Below are 17,047 nucleotides of genomic sequence, written 5' to 3' on the forward strand. Positions count from 1 at the left end.
TCCACCACGCCGCGCTACCGTGCGGTCCATGATCGAAGCGCGACGGGCGACTCTCGACGACGTGGCCGAGCTCGTGCGACTGCGGGCGGTGATGCAGTCGGCGATCAACGGCGAACCCGCCCCGCCCGGCCCCTGGATGGACACCTCCGCCAGCGTCCTGTGCGCCCGGTTCGCCGAACCCGAGCCCACCCTGGCCGCGTTCGTGGTGGAACGCCCCGGCGACCCCGGCCACCTCGCCTCCTGCGCGGTCGGCACCATCGAGCAGCGCCTCGCCGCCCCCGACAACCCCAGCGGCCGCGTCGGCTACCTCTTCTCCGTCGCCACCGACGAGGACATGCGCCGCCGCGGCTACTCCCGGGCCTGCGTGTCGGCCCTCCTGGACTGGTACCGCGAGCGCGGCGTCACCAAGGTCGACCTCCGCGCGTCCGTCGACGCCGAACCCCTCTACCGCTCACTGGGCTTCATCCGCACCGCCGACCCGGCCATGCGCCTGAGCATGTGAACGTGGTGGGAACCCGGTTGCGAAGCCCCCGGGGGGTCTGGTTATTCTGTGTGCCGCGCCGTCGTTCGCGAAGGCGTGAGGCAGGTTGCCCGAGTGGCCAAAGGGAGCGGACTGTAAATCCGTCGGCTTAGCCTACGTTGGTTCGAATCCAACACCTGCCACCGCAGGAAGAAGAGCCCCTCACCTGGGGAAACTCGGGTGAGGGGCTCTTTCGTGCGCTAGTTGTCGCAACCGCAGCCGGCGAAGCGCTCGGGCTGGCCGCTCTTGTGGCACAGCAGTTCCGCGCCGCCGGTCTTGGCGCAGACCACCGGGTTGTAGACGCAGCGGCAGTAGAGCACCGGGCCGGCTTCGGCGGTGGCCTGGCCGACGAGGCGGTCGAGGAGCTTGTCGGTGGCGCGGTGGACAGCGGAGAGCAGCTTCATGAGGTCGCGGGCCTTTCGCCGTGGGTGATGGGTCCGCCGGGGTTCGCCCGTTATGGGCCGAAGCCCCGGCTGTTGATGACCTTGACCGAAATCCTCTACAGCTGTCAAGGCTTTGACGGCTGTAGAGCAATCGATGTGCGGTCCCGTATGCGCTGCGGACGCCCGGTCACCATGTGATCAGTGCCCACCCGTCGGTTCCCGACAGGCCCGTCGCGCCGATGCCGTCGCCGCCGTGGGCGCGGCCGTCGCCGGGGAGGAGGCCGTCGGACGGGGGAGCGCCGCCGTGGCCGACGGAGTCGTAGTCGCCGGTGGTGCCCGCCTCGCCGGTGAGGGTGTAGCCGGAGCCGTGGGCGGGGTCGATGGAGCCGGTGCCGCCCGCTCCCGCGCCGCCGGAGGCGGTGGCGCCGTCGCCGCCACCGGCGAGGGCGACGCGCAGCTCGCCGATCGACACGAAGGTGGGGCCGCCGACCGCGCCGTCCATGTCCTCGCGGGGACCGCCGGGGCCGCCGGGGCCGAGGTTGACGCCGAGGACGGTGTCCTGCGTCAGGCCGGTGAGGATCATGAAGGTGTAGCCGCCGCCTCCACCGCCGTTGCCGTTGTACATCCCTTCCGGGGTGCCGGAATCCAGCGTGCCGGACCGGCGCCCGCTGCCGCCGCCTCCGCCGCCCCACAGCTGGAGCTGGACGCGGGTGACCTTCGCGGGGACGGTGAAGGTCCCCGAGGCGGTGAACTCCGCGACGCCGCCGTCGACCGCCGCGCGGGCGGGGACGGGCGCGATGGCGAGGGCGAGGAGGACGGCGAGGGCGGTGGCGCGTGCGTGCATGCCGTCAGCATCGCGGCGGGCGGGGACGGGGGTGCGCGGCGCGGAGAGGACGGCGGGAACCCGCCGTGATCCTCGTCTCGCGGCCGGGGCCGCGAAAGCGGCCGGTGAAAACGGAGCCGGGCGAAAGCGGCGAATCCGGCGGCGTTCGCCGGGACCTTTTCAGCACCGGGGCGGCCGGTGAAAATTACCGCCAAGAGCCCTCACCGTTTTCGGATTCGGCCTCGCCACCTGCGGTTCCGTGCGCGTAAGGTTCGCGCCGCCCCTTGGAGCGACGGTGCTCCGCCCACCCCTTCACGTCCTTCGAGGTAGCCGCATGGTCGCGTCCGTCGCCGCTCCGTCCCGTTTGTGGACGGCGAACTTCGCCCTCTACTTCACCGGCCGCATGGCCTCCCTGTACGCCGACGCGATGATGCCCGTGGCCCTCTCGGTCGGGATGATCTCGATGGGATACGGGGTGGGCGCGGTCGGATTCGCGCTCGGCGCGTGGATGGCGACGTTCGCGCTGTTCGTCATCTTCGGCGGGGTCTTCGCCGACCGCTTCCACCCGCGGCCGCTCATGATCGGCGCCGACGCCGCCCGGATGCTGCTGCTGGGCGGGCTGGCCACGTGGTTCTGGCTGGACCGGCCGCCGCTGTGGTTCATCCTGGCCATCTGCGCGCTCGGCGGGCTGGCCACCGCGATGTTCCAGCCCGGCGTCAACGGCCTGGTGCCGCAGGTGGCGTCCGACCCGCAGAAGGCCAATGGCGTCGTGCGCATCGGGCAGGGCGTGTCGGGCATGGCCGGACCGGCGATGGCGGGCGCGCTGGTGGCGTTCGCGCCGGTCGCGGTGGCCTTCGCGGCCACCGCGCTGACCTTCGCCATCAGCGGGATCTCGCTGGCGGCGCTGCGGCTGCCGCCGTTCGTCGCCGACCGCTCGGAGTCGACCTGGGCGAACCTGCGCACCGGCTGGTGGGAGTTCCGCTCCCGCACCTGGCTGTGGGCGGTCATCCTGATCTGGTGGGTGCAGGGCGTCTTCGTCTCCGGCCCGATCATCCCGCTCGGCGCGGCCTCCATCATCGCCGAGCACGGCTCGGCCTCGTTCGGTTACGCCCAGGGCGCCTTCGGGATCGGCTCGGTCATCGGCGGCCTGGTCGCCGTCCGGCTGCGCCCGGCGCGCCCGCTGTTCGGCGGCGGCCTGGCGATGTTCCTGTTCCCGATGATGCCGCTGGCCGCCGCGCTCGTCCCGGCGCAGCCGCTCCTGTTCGCGCTCTACGCGATCAGCGGCGCCGGCTGGACGTTCTGGGGCGTCCAGTGGGCCACCAGCGTGCAGACGCAGATCCCCGAGGACCGCCTCAACCGCGTCACCGCCTACGAGATCGCCGGATCGATCGTGGCCATCCCGTTCGGGCAGGCCATCGCCGGTCCGGTCAGCGAGCTCATCGGCCTGCACCGCTTCCTGGCGATCTCCACCGTCGTGGGCCTGGGCTGCGCGGTCGCGCTGGTGAGCATCCGCCCGATCCGGGAACTGACCCGGGTGTGACCGGGCGCACGGTCACACTCTCGCGGGGCCCCCGGTCATGAGGGTGTGCGGCCGGAACGGACCGGCCACCGCGCGAAGGAGCCCCTCATGGAACTCGCCTACAAGATCGTCACCGTCGTCGCCGCCCTCTGGGTCGCCTTCTCGGCCTACTCGCTGTGGACCAAGAAGGCCTACACCGCCGACCCGCTGCGCGCCTACGGCGTCGACGAGAAGTTCTGGGGCGTCCTGGGCGCGCTCAAGCTCGCCGGTGCCGTCGGCCTGGTCGTCGGCTTCTGGATCCCGTTCCTGGGCGTGGCCGCCGGCATCGGCCTGATCCTGTACTTCCTCGGCGCGCTGGTCTTCATCGTCAGGGCCAAGTGGTTCGGGCACATCGCCGCCCCGATGATGTACCTGCTCCCGGTGGGCGCCTCGCTCATCCTCATGAGCCTCATCTGACCCACGGCACGAGTGAGGCCCCGGCGAACGCCGGGGCCTTTATCCGTGCCCGGCCTACAGCAGCGACCCGCCGGTGGCGTCCAGCCAGCTCCCGGTCACCCAGCGGGAGTTCTCCGAGGCCAGGAACGACACCACGTCGGCGACGTCCTGGACGGTCCCGACCCGCTTGAACACCGACCAGGCGCCGCCCGCCTCGCGGCCGCCCTCGGCGTCCAGCCAGAACGCGTTGCTCTCGGTGTCGATGACGCCCGGGCCCACCGAGTTGACGGTGATGCCGCGCGGGCCGACGTGCTTGGCGAGGGTGCGGGTGAAGGTGTCGAGCGCGCCCTTGGTCATCGCGTAGGCCGGGTCCTGCGGCCAGGGCAGAATGCCCGCGCCGGATGAGATGTTCACGATGCGCCCGCCCTCGCCCATGCGCTTCAGCGCCTCCTGCGCGATGAAGTAGGGCGCGCGCACGTTCAGCGCGAACACCCGGTCGAAGCCCTCGGCGTCGCTGTTCTCGATCTCGCCGGGACCGGCCTTGCCCACGTTGTTGACCAGGACGCCCAGGCCCGGCTCGATCCCGCGCTCGGCGAGCGCGGCGTCGAAGGCGGCGAACAGCTCCGCGGCGTCGCCGTGGACGCCCAGCGCGGCGCGGACGGCGAAGGCGCGGCCCCCGGCCTTCTCGATCGCGGCGACGGTGTCGCGCGCGGCGGCGTCGTCGGAGCCGTAGTGGACGGCGACGGTGAGGCCGTCGGCGGCCAGGCGCTCGGCGATGCCGCGTCCGATGCCGCGGGTGGCGCCGGTGACGAGGGCGGTGACAGACATGGTGACTCCAGGGGTAGGAATTCTGTAGTGCTCGCTACGGAAGTCACCGTAGCACATGTGTAGCGCCCGTTATAGAATTAGGGGGTGACCCGAGGACGCCCCCGCGCATTCGACCGCGACGAAGCCCTGCGCAAGGCCACGCTCGTGTTCTGGGAGCGCGGCTACGACGCCACCTCCATCGCCGACCTCACCGGGGCCCTCGGCATCCGCCCGCCGAGCCTTTACGCCGCCTTCGGCGACAAGCGCGCCCTCTTCGACGAGGTCGTCGCCGGGTACCAGACCGAGCACCGGCCGATCGTGGACGAGGCCCTCGCCCTGCCCACCGCCCGCGAGGCCGTCGCGTACCTGCTGGACGCCCTCGCCCGCGACTACACCGACCCGGGCCACCCGCCGGGCTGCCTGATCATCCACGCGGGCGTGAACACCACGTCCCCCGAGATCGGCGAGTACCTGCGGAGCCAGCGCGAGATCACCAAGGCCGCCCTCGCCGAGCGCCTGGCCGCCGAGGGCGTCCCCGGTCCGTGGGCCCTCGCCACCTATTACGCGGCGGTCATCCAGGGCATGTCCACGCAGGCCAGGGACGGCGCCGACCGCGCGTCACTGCTGGCCGTGGCGGGCCTGGCGATGCGGGCGTGGCCCGATCCCGATTGATCGAGGTCGATGGGATGTGCGAACCTGTTCCAGCCCGCACTCCCTCGCCCATGAGGTGCCCCCCATGCGTACCCGACGCATCGCCCTGCTCGCCGTGTCCGCCCTGCTGGTCCTGACCGCCTGCAAGGCCACGTTCCAGGACCCCGTCCTCGGTTCCGACCCCGCGAAGATCCTGGCCGGGGCGGTGAAGAGCTTCGAGAAGGGCGTGAACTTCTCCGGCGCGGTCACCAAGGACGGCCGGACCACGACCTTCCGGGGCTCCGAGGCCGCCGACGGGAGCCTCCGGCTCCTCGCCACCGACCCGAGCGTGACCACCTTCGACACGCGCTGGTCCGCGGGCGAGATGTGGATCAGCGCCATCGGGAACAACGCCCCCGACGGCTGGGGACACATGACGACCCAGGTCGACACCATGCGCGGGCTCTTCGGCGCGTACTCCCCGGCCGAGACGATGGCCGGGCTGCTGGAGGACGTCGACGCCGTCGAGCGCACCGGCAAGCTGCGCTACGAGGGCGTCCTCGACTACGGCGGCTCCGGCGACCGGCGGCTGGCGATGACCAAGTACTCCACCAGCTCGCTGGAGGACGCCGACGAGGTGGACTTCCTGGCCGTCCTCAACCCCGACGGCACGATCTCCTCCTTCGGCTACACCGTCGACGGCTTCGACGTCGTCTACAACTTCTCCGAGTACGGCGCCCCCGAGGCCCCGGCGAAGCCCGGCGACGGGATCAAGGAACTGGCGGGCCCCGAGGAGTTCCTCCGCTGGCTGCTCGGCACCGAGAAGTAACCCCCGTACGAACCCTTCACGAGGTACCACCATGCGCATTCGCCGTCTCACCGTGCTCGCCGTGTCCGCCCTGCTGGTCCTGACCGCCTGCGAGGCCACGTTCCAGGACCCGGTCCTGGGCAGTCCCGCCCACGCCATCAAGGAGGCCGTCAAGGCCCTCGCCAAGGGCTTCGAGTTCGGCGGCTCGATCGAGACCAAGTAGGGGACGAACTCCATCCACGGCGCCGACGATCCCGCCGCGAACGCCTTCGTCTGCAACACCGGCGACGGTCTGGAGGACGCCGAGGAGACCGAGTTCACCGTCCACCTGTACCAGGACGGCACCCTCGCGGGCCTCACCTGCGTCCTCGACTCGATCGACGTCACCGTGACCTACACCTTCAAGTCCCACGGCAAACCCGGCGCCATCGAGAAACCGAACGGCGAGGCCGTCGAGCTCGATGGCGCCGGGGACTTCGTGAACTGGGTGACCGGCCGCTAGACCGTCCACAGGTGACGCAGTAGCGCCCGCCTGGCGGCCGTCTCGTAGACGCCGCAGGCCACCCACGCCTCGGCGAGCGCGTCCGGCGGGGCCGGGACGCTCTCCCCGGTGGCGCGCAGGACGGTCGCCCCGGCCTCCTCGGCCAGGCGGCCGAGCATGGCCGCCGCCGCGGGCATCCGGTGGCGGCGCAGGCCCGCGCGGACGCCGTCGAGCACCGCGCCGCGCACGCCCGCGCGTCCACTGAGGACGGCGCGGCGGCGGGTGCGGGCCACCGGCTCCAGCGGGTCGGGGACGTCGGTGGCCAGGTGCCCCAGCGCGCTGCCGGTTGGCCCGGGCAGCTCGTCGAGGGTCAGGTTGGCGTGCCCGTGCCAGGCCTCGGGCAGGCCCAGTTCGGGGCAGTCGCCGACGGCCAGGGCGAAGGCGGTGCGCGGCAGGCGGGGGTGGACGCGCAGGATCATGCGCGCCGTCCGGCCACTGTGGAGGGACAGTCGCCGCAGGTTCCCGGTGACGGGCTGGGCGTCGGTGGCGGCGATGACCGAGACGGGCGTCTCCCCGATGTGGACGGTGAGCGCGCCCGGGGTGAGGCCGCCCAGTTCGGCGGCCACGAACAGCAGGTCGTCGCCGGCCCGCCGCTCGTCCTCGGGACCCGAGACCGCCGCCAGGGCGCGGTCGAGCTGCTTCTCGAAGGGCACGGCCCACAGCGCGTCCGGCCAGCCCTGGTGGCCGACGCGGGCCAGGAACGTCTTGCCGCCCTGCCCGAGACGGCCGTCGGCGCTCATGGTGAGGCCGGTGGCGAAGACCTCCAGGCGGCACAGGTCGCGCGGCGGCGGCCCCCACTCCGAGCGCCGGTAGGCGTCGTCGACGCGGGAGGCGTCGCCGGGACGCACGTCGGCGACCGTCCAGGTCAGGCCCTCGGCGTCGGCCACGTAGGTGACCACCCCGGCGTATCCGGACGCGGTCACCACCCGCTCGGCGAACAGCCCGGACAGCCGCCCGGTGCTCGCGTCGCCGTAGTCGCGGCGGGCGATGCCCAGGTCGGCCTCGGTCGGCTCGCCGCGCAGGCGCCCGGAGATCGCCAGCAGCGACCACAGGTCCTCGGTGAACTGCGGCAGCCGGAACGACGGCTCGTCGGAGGCCAGGCCCGACAGCCCCGACAGCACGCGCGTGGCGATCGCCGACAGGGCCGGGAGCTTGGCGCGGCGGGCCGACTCGGCGGCGTGCCGCAGCGCGTCCCGGGCCGGTGTTCCCGCGCGGGAGGCGCCCTCGGCCAGCAGCGCGGCACCGGCCGACCAGGCCAGGTCGGCGGCCTCGCGCTGCTTCGCGCTGAGGGTCACCGGAGCCGGTGGCGGCTCCTCCTCGGCGGCCTCGGGGACGGCCGCCGCGCCGGTCTCGGGCAGGGCCGCGACGACGGCCAGCAGGTGCAGGCATCGCGGCGACAGCAGGCAGTCGCAGGAGACCTGCCCGTCGCCGTCGAGCGTCTCGCCGTCGAGGCGGACCTTCTGGGCGCCGGTGTCGACCGTCCACACCGGACCGTCCTGGGACCAGTGCCAGCTCTCGGCGACACCGGGGTCGGCGTCGAGCTTCTTGGTCACCCGGGCGGGGGCGGCGGCGGTCAGCGCGGCGCGCAGGTCGGGGCTGATGGCGGGTCTCATGCGCGCACCTTCGCGGCGATCCAGTCGGCGAGCTGGGACGGGGACAGCGCGGCGACCGGTACCCCGGCGTCGGCGATGCGTCCCGCGATCGCCTTGTTGTAAACGGGTTCGCCCTTGTCGTCGAGGGCGGCCAGGCCGAGCACGTGGGTGCCGCCGGTGGCCAGCTGGCGGAACTCCTCCAGCATCCGCGACACCGACGCGCCCTCCTCGAAGTCGCTGACCACGGCCAGGATCGTGCGCGAGGGCACCTTGATCCGGTCGCGGACGTAGCGCAGGCCCTTGCCGATGTCGGTGCCGCCGCCGATGGAGACCTCCATGAGCAGGCTCAAGGGATCCGAGACGTGCTCGGTGAGGTCCACGACGTCGGTGGAGAACGTGGTCAGGTGCACCGACAGGGCGGGCACGCCGTGGAGGACGGCGGCGACGAGGGCACTGTAGACGGTCGAGCGCTCCATGGAGCCGGAGACGTCGACGAGGATGTGCACGTCCCAGTCGGCGCTGCGGGCGCCCCGGGAGCGGAAGACGAGCCGCTCGGGGACCAGCGTCGTGCCGTCCTGGACGGTGTGCAGGTTGGCGCGGACGGTGCGGGCCAGGTCCAGGCGGCCGGTGTGCCGCCGGGTCGGGCGCGCGGTGGTGAGGCCGGTCAGCGCGGGCCGCATCTTGGTCGCCAGGGCCTTGGTGAGCTCCTCGACGAGCCGGGCGGCCAGCCGCCGCAGCGGCGCCAGCTTCGACTCCGGCATCGCCCCGGCCAGCCCGAGGACGCGGGTCAGCAGGTCCACCGAGGGCGTGACGTGCCCGGGATCCAGTTGCAGGATGGCGTCGAGGCGGCCGCGCCCGGCGGCGCGCGCCAGGACCTCCTCGCGGACCCGGGAGCCGAACAGCTCGGCCAGATCCTCGGCCCACTCCCGGATCGAGGGCTCGGCCGCGCCGACGCCCCCGCTGGTCCCGCCGACGGCGCCGATGCCCATGGAGCCCTCGCCGTGCCCGCTGCCGTACAGGTCGTCCAGGGCCAGCGCGCCGCGCCGGTAGGACGCCGACAGCCGGTCGCTCTCGCGGCCCAGGATCAGCCGCCAGCGGTCGACGGTCTCCGCGCCGTCCACAGGGGACTCCGGCGCGAGGTCGTCGCCGGTGTCCTCGCCACCGGCGGCGGCGATCCGGCCGGCTTCGTCGGCCGCCGCCCACGCCGCCAGGAGCTCGGGCGCGACCTCCAGCCGGCCCAGGGCGGTGTCGTCGCCGTAGCGGCCGCTCACCGTGCGGAACAGCCGCTCGCGGGCGGCGGTGGACAGGGCGTCGAAACCCTCGCGCAGGGCGGGCAGGCGCGGCCAGAAGTCCCGCTCGGGCCACGACTCCAGCCGCCGCGCCAGGGGCTCCCACAGGTCCGGGTCGGCGTCCCACAGGTCACCGGCGACCAGCAGCGCGCCGCGCAGGGCACCGGCGGCGCGTTCGCCGTCGGCGTCCTCGGCCCAGCTCGCGGCCAGTTCGCCCAGCCACTGGTGCGGACGCCGGTCCAGCAGCGTCAGCGCCGCCGCGGCCGCGCCCCGGGTGGGCGGGGAGGCGTCCTCGGTGAGCCGCGCGAGCTGCCAGACGAGGCGTTCGGCGCCCAGGTGCTCGTGCTCGGCGCGCGAGAGGCGCACCAGCTCGGCGAGCGCCCGGATGTCGGCGGCCTCACCGCTTCCGGCGAGCCCGCCGACGGCGTTGATCGCCGCGGCGGCGACCTCGGCGCGCAGCACCGGGTCGGTGCCCGCCCGGCCCAGCAGGTGGTAGGCGGTCAGCAGCTCGGGCAGCCCGGCGGTGGCGACGACGTCCTCGCGCATCCGGGCGGTGAACTCGGCGAGCAGGCCCGGCAGGTCGGCCTCCACGGCCGCCTCGAAGAACCCCAGCCGGTGGGCGGTGGTGGCCTCGGGGTCGATCCAGCGCTGCCGCAGCAGCCCGGTGGCGGCGTGCGCCAGGGTCGGGCCGTAGGTGGACAGCCAGTCGAGGGTCGCGGCGGTGCGCGGCTCCCACTTGACCGTCCACTCGCGGCCGAGGCTGTCCTGGTCGCCGATCCCGGCCAGTTCCCGGCGCTTGCCGAACGGGACGCCGCAAACGCGCGTGCGGGTCAGCAGCGCGTGGCGTTTGCGGTCCAGCGGCGAGCGGTGCGGGGCGAGTTTCAGCTGCTTGGCGCGGCCGTCGCGGGGGATCTTGAGCTCGTCGCAGGCCTGCTCCACATGGGACAGCAGTCCGGCGCGAGGCGCGTCGGGCGGCAGCTCGCCGCGCCGGTCGCCGACCAGGACCGCCTCGCAGGCGCGCGCGACCGCGGCCGCCCGGCCGAGCTGGTCGCCTTGCCCCAGCACCGATCCGAGGGCCTCGATGACCTCCCGGCGGCCCGGCGCGGTCAGCCCGCGCAGCGCCGACAGGCCCATCGCCAGCGAGTGCCCGGCGAGGGCGTCGGGGGTACCGGCGGCGTGCCCGGCCGCGCGCATCTTCCCGCAGACCTCGGTGATGACGCGGGTGGCGTGCCGCTCGACGGCGGTGGCCTCTCCCTTGGACTCCCAGACCGCCTGCTGCCACTCGGGATCGCGGATCCCGGCGGGGTAGCCGGACCGCGAGTCCAGCAGCGCGAAGGTGTAAGGCACGACCGCGCACGTCACCGGCGCGACCGGGCCCGACAGGTCGGGTTCGGTGTGGTCTCCGATCAGGGCGGCGGCGTGGAAGGACCCGATGACCGCGACCGGCCGGGACGCCCCCGTCGCCGCGATCTCCTTGCGCATCCACGCCTCCCGCAGCGCGTCGGCCTCGGATGGCCCGGCCTCGCCGCGCATCGCCACGCCCACCGCCAGCGCCGCCCGCCGCAGCGCCTGCGGATCGGCGCCGTAGGAGCGCGACTCCACCAGGCGGTCCCACAGCTCCTCGGTGTCGTCCACGCCGGCGGCGCGCCCGAAGGCCGCCGACAGCGGGTCGTGCTCGCGGAACTCCGAGCCCCTCGGGTGACCCGACGGCAGGTCGATGGCGTAGACGGGCACGTCGTTCTCACGCGCCCAGCGCAGTGCCGCCAGCTCCGGGGAGAAGTCGGCGAACGGGTAGAACCCGAGCCGCTCACCGGTGGCGTCGATGACGCTGCACGCCACCGGCGCCAGCGTGCCGGGATGGGCCAGCCAGCGCGTCCACTCGCCGAGCTCTTGAGGCAGCTCGACGCAGACGGCGTCGGGTTCGGCCGCGGCCAGCAGGTCCGGCATCGCCGCCGCCAGGGCGGGGGAGTGATGCCGGACGCCGATCAGGTGCGGCGACTTCGAGGAGTGGAGGGCGTCCACAAGGGACGCCGGATCGGTTTCCGACACCTGCCTCAGCCTTCGAGCAGGTGACGCAGCTCGTGCAGGCGCTTCCACGGCGCCGCCTCGGCCTCGGCCCGCCGCCGCACGGCGGTGTCCCAGTAGGCCAGCAGGCGGCCCCGGTCCTCCGGGTCGTCCTTGTGGACGGTGCCCAGCAGGTAGCCCGGCAGCAGCGCGGTCTCGTCGACCCCGCCCAGGTAGGTGCCCTGGAGACCCATGGACGTGGCCACGCCCACCGCCTCGGCGGTGCTCATGACCGTCGCCGGGCGCTCCACCGCCCAGCCCTCCTCGGCCTGCCCGCCGCGCAGGTCCCGGAACGCGGTGACCAGCGCGCGCAGGACGAGCTCGTCCACCGCGAAGTCGCGGCCGTGGCGGGACAGGGCCGCGCCCGCCTGGCGGCGCACCAGGTCCACTTCGGACTCCAGGTCGCCGATGGGCGGCACGGTCTCGAAGTTGAAGCGCCGCTTGAGGGCCGCGCTCATCTCCGACACGCCCCGGTCGCGCAGGTTCGCCGTGGCGATCACGGTGAAGCCCTCCGCGCTGGAGATGTTGGACCCCAGCTCCGGCACGGCCATGCGCCGGTCGGACAGCAGCGAGACCAGCGCGTCCTGGACCTCGGGCAGGCAGCGGGTGATCTCCTCCACCCGCACCACCGCGCCGCGCCGCATCGCCGTCAGCACCGGCGAGGGCACCAGCGCCTCCTCGGTCGGGCCCTTCGCCAGCAGCAGACCGTAGTTCCAGCCGTAGCGGAAGTGCTCCTCGGTGGTACCGGCGGTGCCCTGCACGGTCAGCGCGCTGCTGCCCGAGACCGCCGCCGACAGCAGCTCCGACAGCATCGACTTCGCGGTGCCCGGCTCGCCGACCAGCAGCAGCCCGCGGTCACCGGCGAGGGTGACCACGGCCCGCTCCACGAGGGCGCGCTCGCCGACGAACTTGCGGCTGATCTCCATCGTGGGCGGCGCCACCGGGTGCGGCTCGGGCAGCTCCAGGGTCTGGCCGCCCAGGACGAAGGTCACCACCGCGGCGGGGGTGAGCTTCCAGCCGGGCGGGCGGGGGCCGGAGTCGTAGGCGGCCAGGAATTCCAGTTCGGCCGCGTACCGCTGCTCGGCGGGCATGACCTGGGGACGTTCGGTCATCGGGGGAGGGTTCCTTCCGTGTGCAGACGCCAGGCGGCCGCGAAGATTTCGGGGAGGGGACGGTCGGGCAGGTAGCGCGGGCTGTTGTCGGTGTACAGGCCGAGTTTGTGGGTCTCCAGCGGCAGGTGCGGCGCGTTCAGGACCGTCCACGGCCCCGGCACGAACACCTTGCGCCCGGCGCGCGGGCGGGTCGCCTCGATCAGCAGACCGGCGTCCACGAGGGACGCGTGCGCCTTCTTCAGGCGCGGCGAGGCCCAGGCGTTCCACGCCTTCAGGTTGCGGTCGGTGGGCTCGGCCAGCGCCAGCAGCTGGAGGTAGGCCACCGCCGCGTCCTCGCCCAGGCCCAGGACCCCGGTGACCTCGGCGACCAGGCCCGGCGCGCACACGCGCGGGTCGGTCTCGTAGGCGCCCTCGGGCAGGCCCGCGTCGAGCCGTTCGAGGATCCCGGTGAGCCCTTGCGAGCGCGCCAGTTCCAGTGTCGGGACCGGGTTGTAGTAGCCGCGGATCAGCGACAGCGCCAGCTGCGTGGCCGTCCCGCCGTCCATCCGCGACGGCCGCAGGAACGTGCTGACCCGGGTGTCGGCGAAGACGAGGACCGCCGGGCCGGTGTCGGCCGTGCCGGGCACCGGCTTGCCGTCGGGACCGACGTACTCCGGCGCGTGCGTCGACTGGCGCAGCGAGGTCATCTCCTCCTCGCCCAGCCAGTTCCCGGAACCGTCGAGCAGCAGGCCCGGGGCGTCCAGCCGCGCCCGCAGCAACCGCACCGACTCGGCGACCACCGCGCGCACGGGGTCACCGCCGGGCAGCAGCGCGTAGGCGGCGCGGGCGCCGTTGACGATGTTGAGGAAGGCGCTCTGCAGGCTCGCGCCGCGCCCCGACAGCTCCGGCCACCGGGTGTCGCTCATGGCGACGTGGTCCTCGGCGTCGACGGTGAGGCACTCGACGCCCGCGGGCGCGACCAGCAGCGGCAGGACCGCCCCGATCGCCCCGTTCACGTGGTGGGACAGCAGCTCGACGGTCTCCTCGGGGACGCTCTGGCGGCGGCCGTTCGCGGCCACGTACTTCGCCGCCAGGCGCAGCGCCAGCTCGCGCGGCCCGTCCTCGGCCCACAGCGCGGCCGGGTCCTCCGGCATGAGGCCGGTGAACAGGTCCAGCAGGCCGTCCTCGCCCAGGCCCGACACGTCGGTGCGACCGGCCCGAAACGCCGCCGCCGACAGCTTGAAGGCGGTCTTGACCGCCTTGTCGCGCTCGGGGTCGCGCGGCCAGGAGCCGTGCGGCGGCACCGTCGCCAGCAGCCACGTCGCCGCGCCCCTGGTCAGGCCGGTGGCCTCGGCCAGCGCCTCCGCGACGGCCGGGTCCCACGTGACGGGACCGCGCTCGCGCAGCAGCGCGACGAACGCGCGCAGCCGCTCGGGCGTGGACCAGCCGGCGGGAGCCAGGCGGGTCTCGTTGACCGCCTTCGGGACGCCGCCCAGGCTCAGCACGTGGTTGCGGTTGAAGCGGACGTGCACCGCCCCGCCGTCGCGGATGACCTCCCCGCCGAGGTCGCTGTCGTAGGCGTCCATGTCGACGACGCTGAGCCGGACCGTCACGTTCGGATCGGCGAAGACGGTCCCGGCGGTGAACTCCAGGAAGTCCAGGATCGCCGCGCGGTGCTTCTCGGGGGTGAACGGCTGCGCCGCCCGCCACGCCATGCACTCCAGGCGGCCCATCAGCTGCGTCCACCGCGTCGGCACCCACCACGGGTGCTCGGTGGGCGCGGGCGCGTCGTGCCCGGTCAGCAGCTCCGAGGCCCAGCGCACGTGCGGCAGGATCGGGTGTTCGGTGGAGTTCCAGCTGCTGCCCATCAGCCCTTCGAGGGCGTGGATGAAGGCCTGGCGGTCCAGATCACCGGTCTCGGCGACGGTCACCTTGGCCATGCCGTCGCGGGCGGTGGCCAGGTTGCGGGCGTGCGCGATCAGCGAGGCCAGCCCCAGCGCGAGCCGCTCGTGGCCGGGCGCGAGGACCTCGGCGACCAGCTTCGGCAGGTCCTCGTCGGCGCCGGTGAACAGGCGCGCGACGGTGTCGTCGCCGAGGGTCCGCAGCCGCGCCGAGGTCTCCGGCGAGCGCGGGCTCAGGAAGTGCCAGAACGCCACCGGGGGCACCATCGCCTGCCCGGCCGCCTCGCGGCAGAGCCCGGCGGCCTTGCCGTCGCCCTCGCCGGCGCAGACCCGCCAGTGCGGGGTGCCCGAGCCGGGCTCGAACAGGCCCAGCTTGTCGCCGTTGACCGCGATCAGCCGCCGCTCGTCGCTCCCCGGGAGGGTGATCAGCGCGTGCGGCCACCACGTGTCGTTGCGGCGGGTGTCCATGCGGACCTCGGTGCCCTCGGCGGTGTGGAGGGTGACGGTCGCGGCGCCCTGGCCCCGGTGGGTGTACCAGTCGCCGACCTCGGGACCGCTGACGCGGCCGCCGAGCAGGCCCTCGCCGAAGGGACCGGACACGCCCTCGGGCAGCCGGGCCAGCCACGTGTACCACTCGTTGCGGATCTCGCCGGTGGGGACCGGGCCGACGGCGATCGCGGGCGGCTCGCCGGGGGCGCGGCGGCCGTCGGCGTCGAGGACCTTGTACTCGCCGTCGGAGTGGACCCAGCGGGTCTGGCCGTCGAAGAGGACGTGGGGGGCGGCCTCGTGCAGCTCGTTCAGGTCGCGGCGGCCGGGGTGCAGCGGCCCGTGGTGGCCGACGCGGACGCCCTGCTCGTCCACCGGCGAGTAGCCCAGCGGCGAGCTGCGGTAGGCGTAGCCGTAGGGCGGCTCGAAGGTGTCGGTCGGGTGGTCCGACCAGTAGCCCTCGCGCGGGTTCCAGCCGTGGCCGACCAGGAAGCGCCCGCCGGAGTAGATGACCAGCAGGTTGTAGTCGTCGAGGACCTCGCGGAACTGGTGCCGCGCGACCACGCCCTCGGGGCCGACGACCACGGCGTGGGTGGTGTCCCAGATGGTCAGGTACGGCCAGCTGACCGAGTACGCGTTGACGGACTTGAAGTCGGCCAGCGCCTCCTCCAGCGCGGGCCAGCCCAGCTCGTCGAAGACGCCCGCCCGCAGCGTGCGGCCCAGGGCGGCGGTGACGTCGACGCCCTTGAGGCGCGCGGCCAGCCGCTCGTCGACGGGCACGCCCTGCAGGACGCGCCGCAGCGTGTCGAGGGCGTCGGAGGCGGCGGCCAGGCCACCGCCGGCCGCGTGCTGGAACTGCTCGTCGAGGTACTGCTCCAGGTACGGCTTCAGCGCCGGATGCTCCAGGAACTTCACGCCGGAGTTCTGCGCCAGGTACAGCCACGCCGAGCGCCGCATCAGCGGCTCCCACTCCACCCGGGAGGCCAGGGTGGACAGTCCGGTGCGGCCGCGCCATTCGTCCAGGCCGAGGATCGACTGCGGGCCGGGCACCTTCATCGGGACGCCGGAGGCCAGGCAGGTCTCGACGAGGTCGGCCTGGAGGAAGCTGTGGCGCTCGACCCAGTTCTCGGGGTCCAGCGGCTCGGTGACGCGCGGGGCGAGGCGCTCGACGAAGGTGTACAGCTCCACCGGCGGGGCGGGCTGGCGCCAGGAGGTGCTCACCGTGTGGGCGCGGGCGATCCAGGCGGCCGGGTCGGAGACGGCGGCGGCCGCGTCGAACTCCAGCAGGAACGGCCACCACCAGGCGCGCTCCTCGGGGAAGAGGTCGGCGACGAGGCGGGCGGCTTCGGTGTTCGCCTTCACCAGCTTCGCCAGGATCGGCGTGACGGCCGTCCAGAAACCGGCGGGCGCGCGGCGCACGGCGGGCTGCCGCAGCAGGCGCAGCGCCAGGTCCGCCAGGGTCGCCTCGACGTCGAGCCCGGCGGCCCTGGCCAGGTCGCGTACCTGGACGGTCAGGCCCGCCCACGGCGCCACGCCCGCCTTGGTGCGGCGCATCGTGAGGTCCAGGAAGATGTCGAAGGCCTCCTGCGGGGTGTGCCGCTTCTGCAGCTCCGCCTGGTAGGACTTCAGTGCCTTCACCGACACCGCGCCCGCGATCGCGAACTCCACATAGGACAGGTGCAGCTCGTCGGGGTCGGGGGTCAGGGCGTGGGTGAGCTCGGCGGTGCGGGCCCGCCCGAAGTACGTCGACGCCCAGTGCCCGCGCTCGGCGTCGAGGAAGTCGCGGGCGGCCTGCTCGTACAGCGACGGCAGGTGCCGTACCGGGAGCCGCTTGGCGATCGTCTCGTAGGTGGCCTCGGCCTGCTTCGGCTTGGCGATCGCCTGCGCGGCGGCGACCCGCAGCTCCTTGGCGGCCTGCAGCGCGAGGGCCCCGTTGTCCGGGTCGTGCACCAGCGCCCAGCCCGGGTAGCCCAGGGGGCGGCGGGGGGCGGTCAGGCTCGGCTCGCCGAGGTCGGGCGCGCCGAAGCCGAGGAAGGACATGGCCGCGTCGGTGGCGGGGGCGATGCCGTCGGCGACCAGCCGCACCACGGACCGGCCGCCGAGGCCGGTGTGGGGGTAGGCGCGGGAGCGGACGACGTCATGAGGGGTGTCGGTCACG

Annotated in this window: 13 protein-coding genes and 1 tRNA gene; 7 read left to right on the forward strand and 7 right to left on the reverse strand. The window is 73.9% G+C overall.

The window, feature by feature from the left end; genetic code table 11:
• The first annotated feature begins 28 nt into the window (after positions 1 to 28).
• Together QSK10_RS27785 and QSK10_RS27790 are read left to right on the forward strand one after the other, a co-directional pair.
• On the forward strand, positions 29 to 502 hold the full coding sequence (locus tag QSK10_RS27785; protein ID WP_285666105.1) for a GNAT family N-acetyltransferase: 474 nt from the start codon (positions 29 to 31) through the stop codon (positions 500 to 502).
• Positions 503 to 581: 79 nt separating this feature from the next.
• A tRNA-Tyr gene (locus QSK10_RS27790) sits at positions 582 to 663 on the forward strand.
• A 57-nt stretch (positions 664 to 720) separates the two neighbouring features.
• Here the strand turns inward: QSK10_RS27790 and QSK10_RS27795 are convergent.
• Together QSK10_RS27795 and QSK10_RS27800 are read right to left on the reverse strand one after the other, a co-directional pair.
• Positions 721 to 924: a hypothetical protein gene (locus QSK10_RS27795; protein WP_285666106.1), complete on the reverse strand. Its 204-nt coding sequence runs from the start codon at positions 922 to 924 to the stop codon at positions 721 to 723.
• A gap of 166 nt (positions 925 to 1,090) precedes the next feature.
• Positions 1,091 to 1,747 carry a glycine-rich domain-containing protein gene (locus QSK10_RS27800; RefSeq protein ID WP_285666107.1) on the reverse strand — a complete coding sequence of 219 codons (657 nt, stop codon included), beginning with the start codon at positions 1,745 to 1,747 and terminating at the stop codon, positions 1,091 to 1,093.
• A 313-nt stretch (positions 1,748 to 2,060) separates the two neighbouring features.
• Between QSK10_RS27800 and QSK10_RS27805 the strand changes: the two genes are divergently transcribed.
• Both QSK10_RS27805 and QSK10_RS27810 read left to right on the forward strand, forming a co-directional pair.
• On the forward strand, positions 2,061 to 3,266 hold the full coding sequence (locus QSK10_RS27805) for an MFS transporter (RefSeq protein ID WP_285666109.1): 1,206 nt from the start codon (positions 2,061 to 2,063) through the stop codon (positions 3,264 to 3,266).
• An 87-nt stretch (positions 3,267 to 3,353) separates the two neighbouring features.
• Positions 3,354 to 3,701 (forward strand): DoxX family protein, encoded by a 348-nt coding sequence (locus tag QSK10_RS27810; protein ID WP_285666110.1) that lies wholly within the window; start codon positions 3,354 to 3,356, stop codon positions 3,699 to 3,701.
• A 54-nt stretch (positions 3,702 to 3,755) separates the two neighbouring features.
• Here the strand turns inward: QSK10_RS27810 and QSK10_RS27815 are convergent, their stop codons facing one another.
• On the reverse strand, positions 3,756 to 4,508 hold the full coding sequence (locus QSK10_RS27815; RefSeq protein ID WP_285666111.1) for an SDR family NAD(P)-dependent oxidoreductase: 753 nt from the start codon (positions 4,506 to 4,508) through the stop codon (positions 3,756 to 3,758).
• A gap of 84 nt (positions 4,509 to 4,592) precedes the next feature.
• On the opposite strand from QSK10_RS27815, the gene QSK10_RS27820 reads away from it, so the two are divergent.
• From QSK10_RS27820 to QSK10_RS27830, 3 genes are all read left to right on the forward strand, one after another.
• On the forward strand, positions 4,593 to 5,159 hold the full coding sequence (locus QSK10_RS27820) for a TetR/AcrR family transcriptional regulator (protein ID WP_285666112.1): 567 nt from the start codon (positions 4,593 to 4,595) through the stop codon (positions 5,157 to 5,159).
• Between the two features lie 64 nt (positions 5,160 to 5,223).
• Positions 5,224 to 5,946 carry a hypothetical protein gene (locus QSK10_RS27825; RefSeq protein ID WP_285666113.1) on the forward strand — a complete coding sequence of 241 codons (723 nt, stop codon included), beginning with the start codon at positions 5,224 to 5,226 and terminating at the stop codon, positions 5,944 to 5,946.
• A 31-nt stretch (positions 5,947 to 5,977) separates the two neighbouring features.
• Positions 5,978 to 6,148 carry a hypothetical protein gene (locus tag QSK10_RS27830; protein WP_285666114.1) on the forward strand — a complete coding sequence of 57 codons (171 nt, stop codon included), beginning with the start codon at positions 5,978 to 5,980 and terminating at the stop codon, positions 6,146 to 6,148.
• 275 nt (positions 6,149 to 6,423) lie between these two features.
• Here QSK10_RS27830 and QSK10_RS27835 read toward each other — a convergent pair whose 3' ends face one another.
• From QSK10_RS27835 to QSK10_RS27850, 4 genes are read right to left on the reverse strand one after another with little or no spacing between them, the layout of a single operon-like run.
• The gene (locus QSK10_RS27835) at positions 6,424 to 8,079 is read right to left on the reverse strand and encodes a hypothetical protein (protein ID WP_285666115.1); all 1,656 of its coding nucleotides are present in this window, start codon (positions 8,077 to 8,079) and stop codon (positions 6,424 to 6,426) included.
• Positions 8,076 to 11,396: a DUF5682 family protein gene (locus tag QSK10_RS27840; protein ID WP_285666117.1), complete on the reverse strand. Its 3,321-nt coding sequence runs from the start codon at positions 11,394 to 11,396 to the stop codon at positions 8,076 to 8,078. Before QSK10_RS27840 ends, QSK10_RS27835 begins: the two co-directional genes overlap by 4 nt.
• Before the next feature lie 5 nt (positions 11,397 to 11,401).
• Positions 11,402 to 12,523, reverse strand: a complete 1,122-nt coding sequence (locus QSK10_RS27845; protein ID WP_285666119.1) for an ATP-binding protein — start codon at positions 12,521 to 12,523, stop codon at positions 11,402 to 11,404.
• Positions 12,520 to 17,046, reverse strand: a complete 4,527-nt coding sequence (locus tag QSK10_RS27850) for a hypothetical protein (RefSeq protein ID WP_285666120.1) — start codon at positions 17,044 to 17,046, stop codon at positions 12,520 to 12,522. The genes QSK10_RS27845 and QSK10_RS27850 overlap by 4 nt, the downstream gene beginning before the upstream one ends.
• Position 17,047: the final 1 nt, after the last annotated feature.

The sequence above is a fragment of the Actinorhabdospora filicis genome, from assembly GCF_030269765.1.
GTDB classification, from domain to species: Bacteria; Actinomycetota; Actinomycetes; order Mycobacteriales; family Micromonosporaceae; genus Actinorhabdospora; species Actinorhabdospora filicis.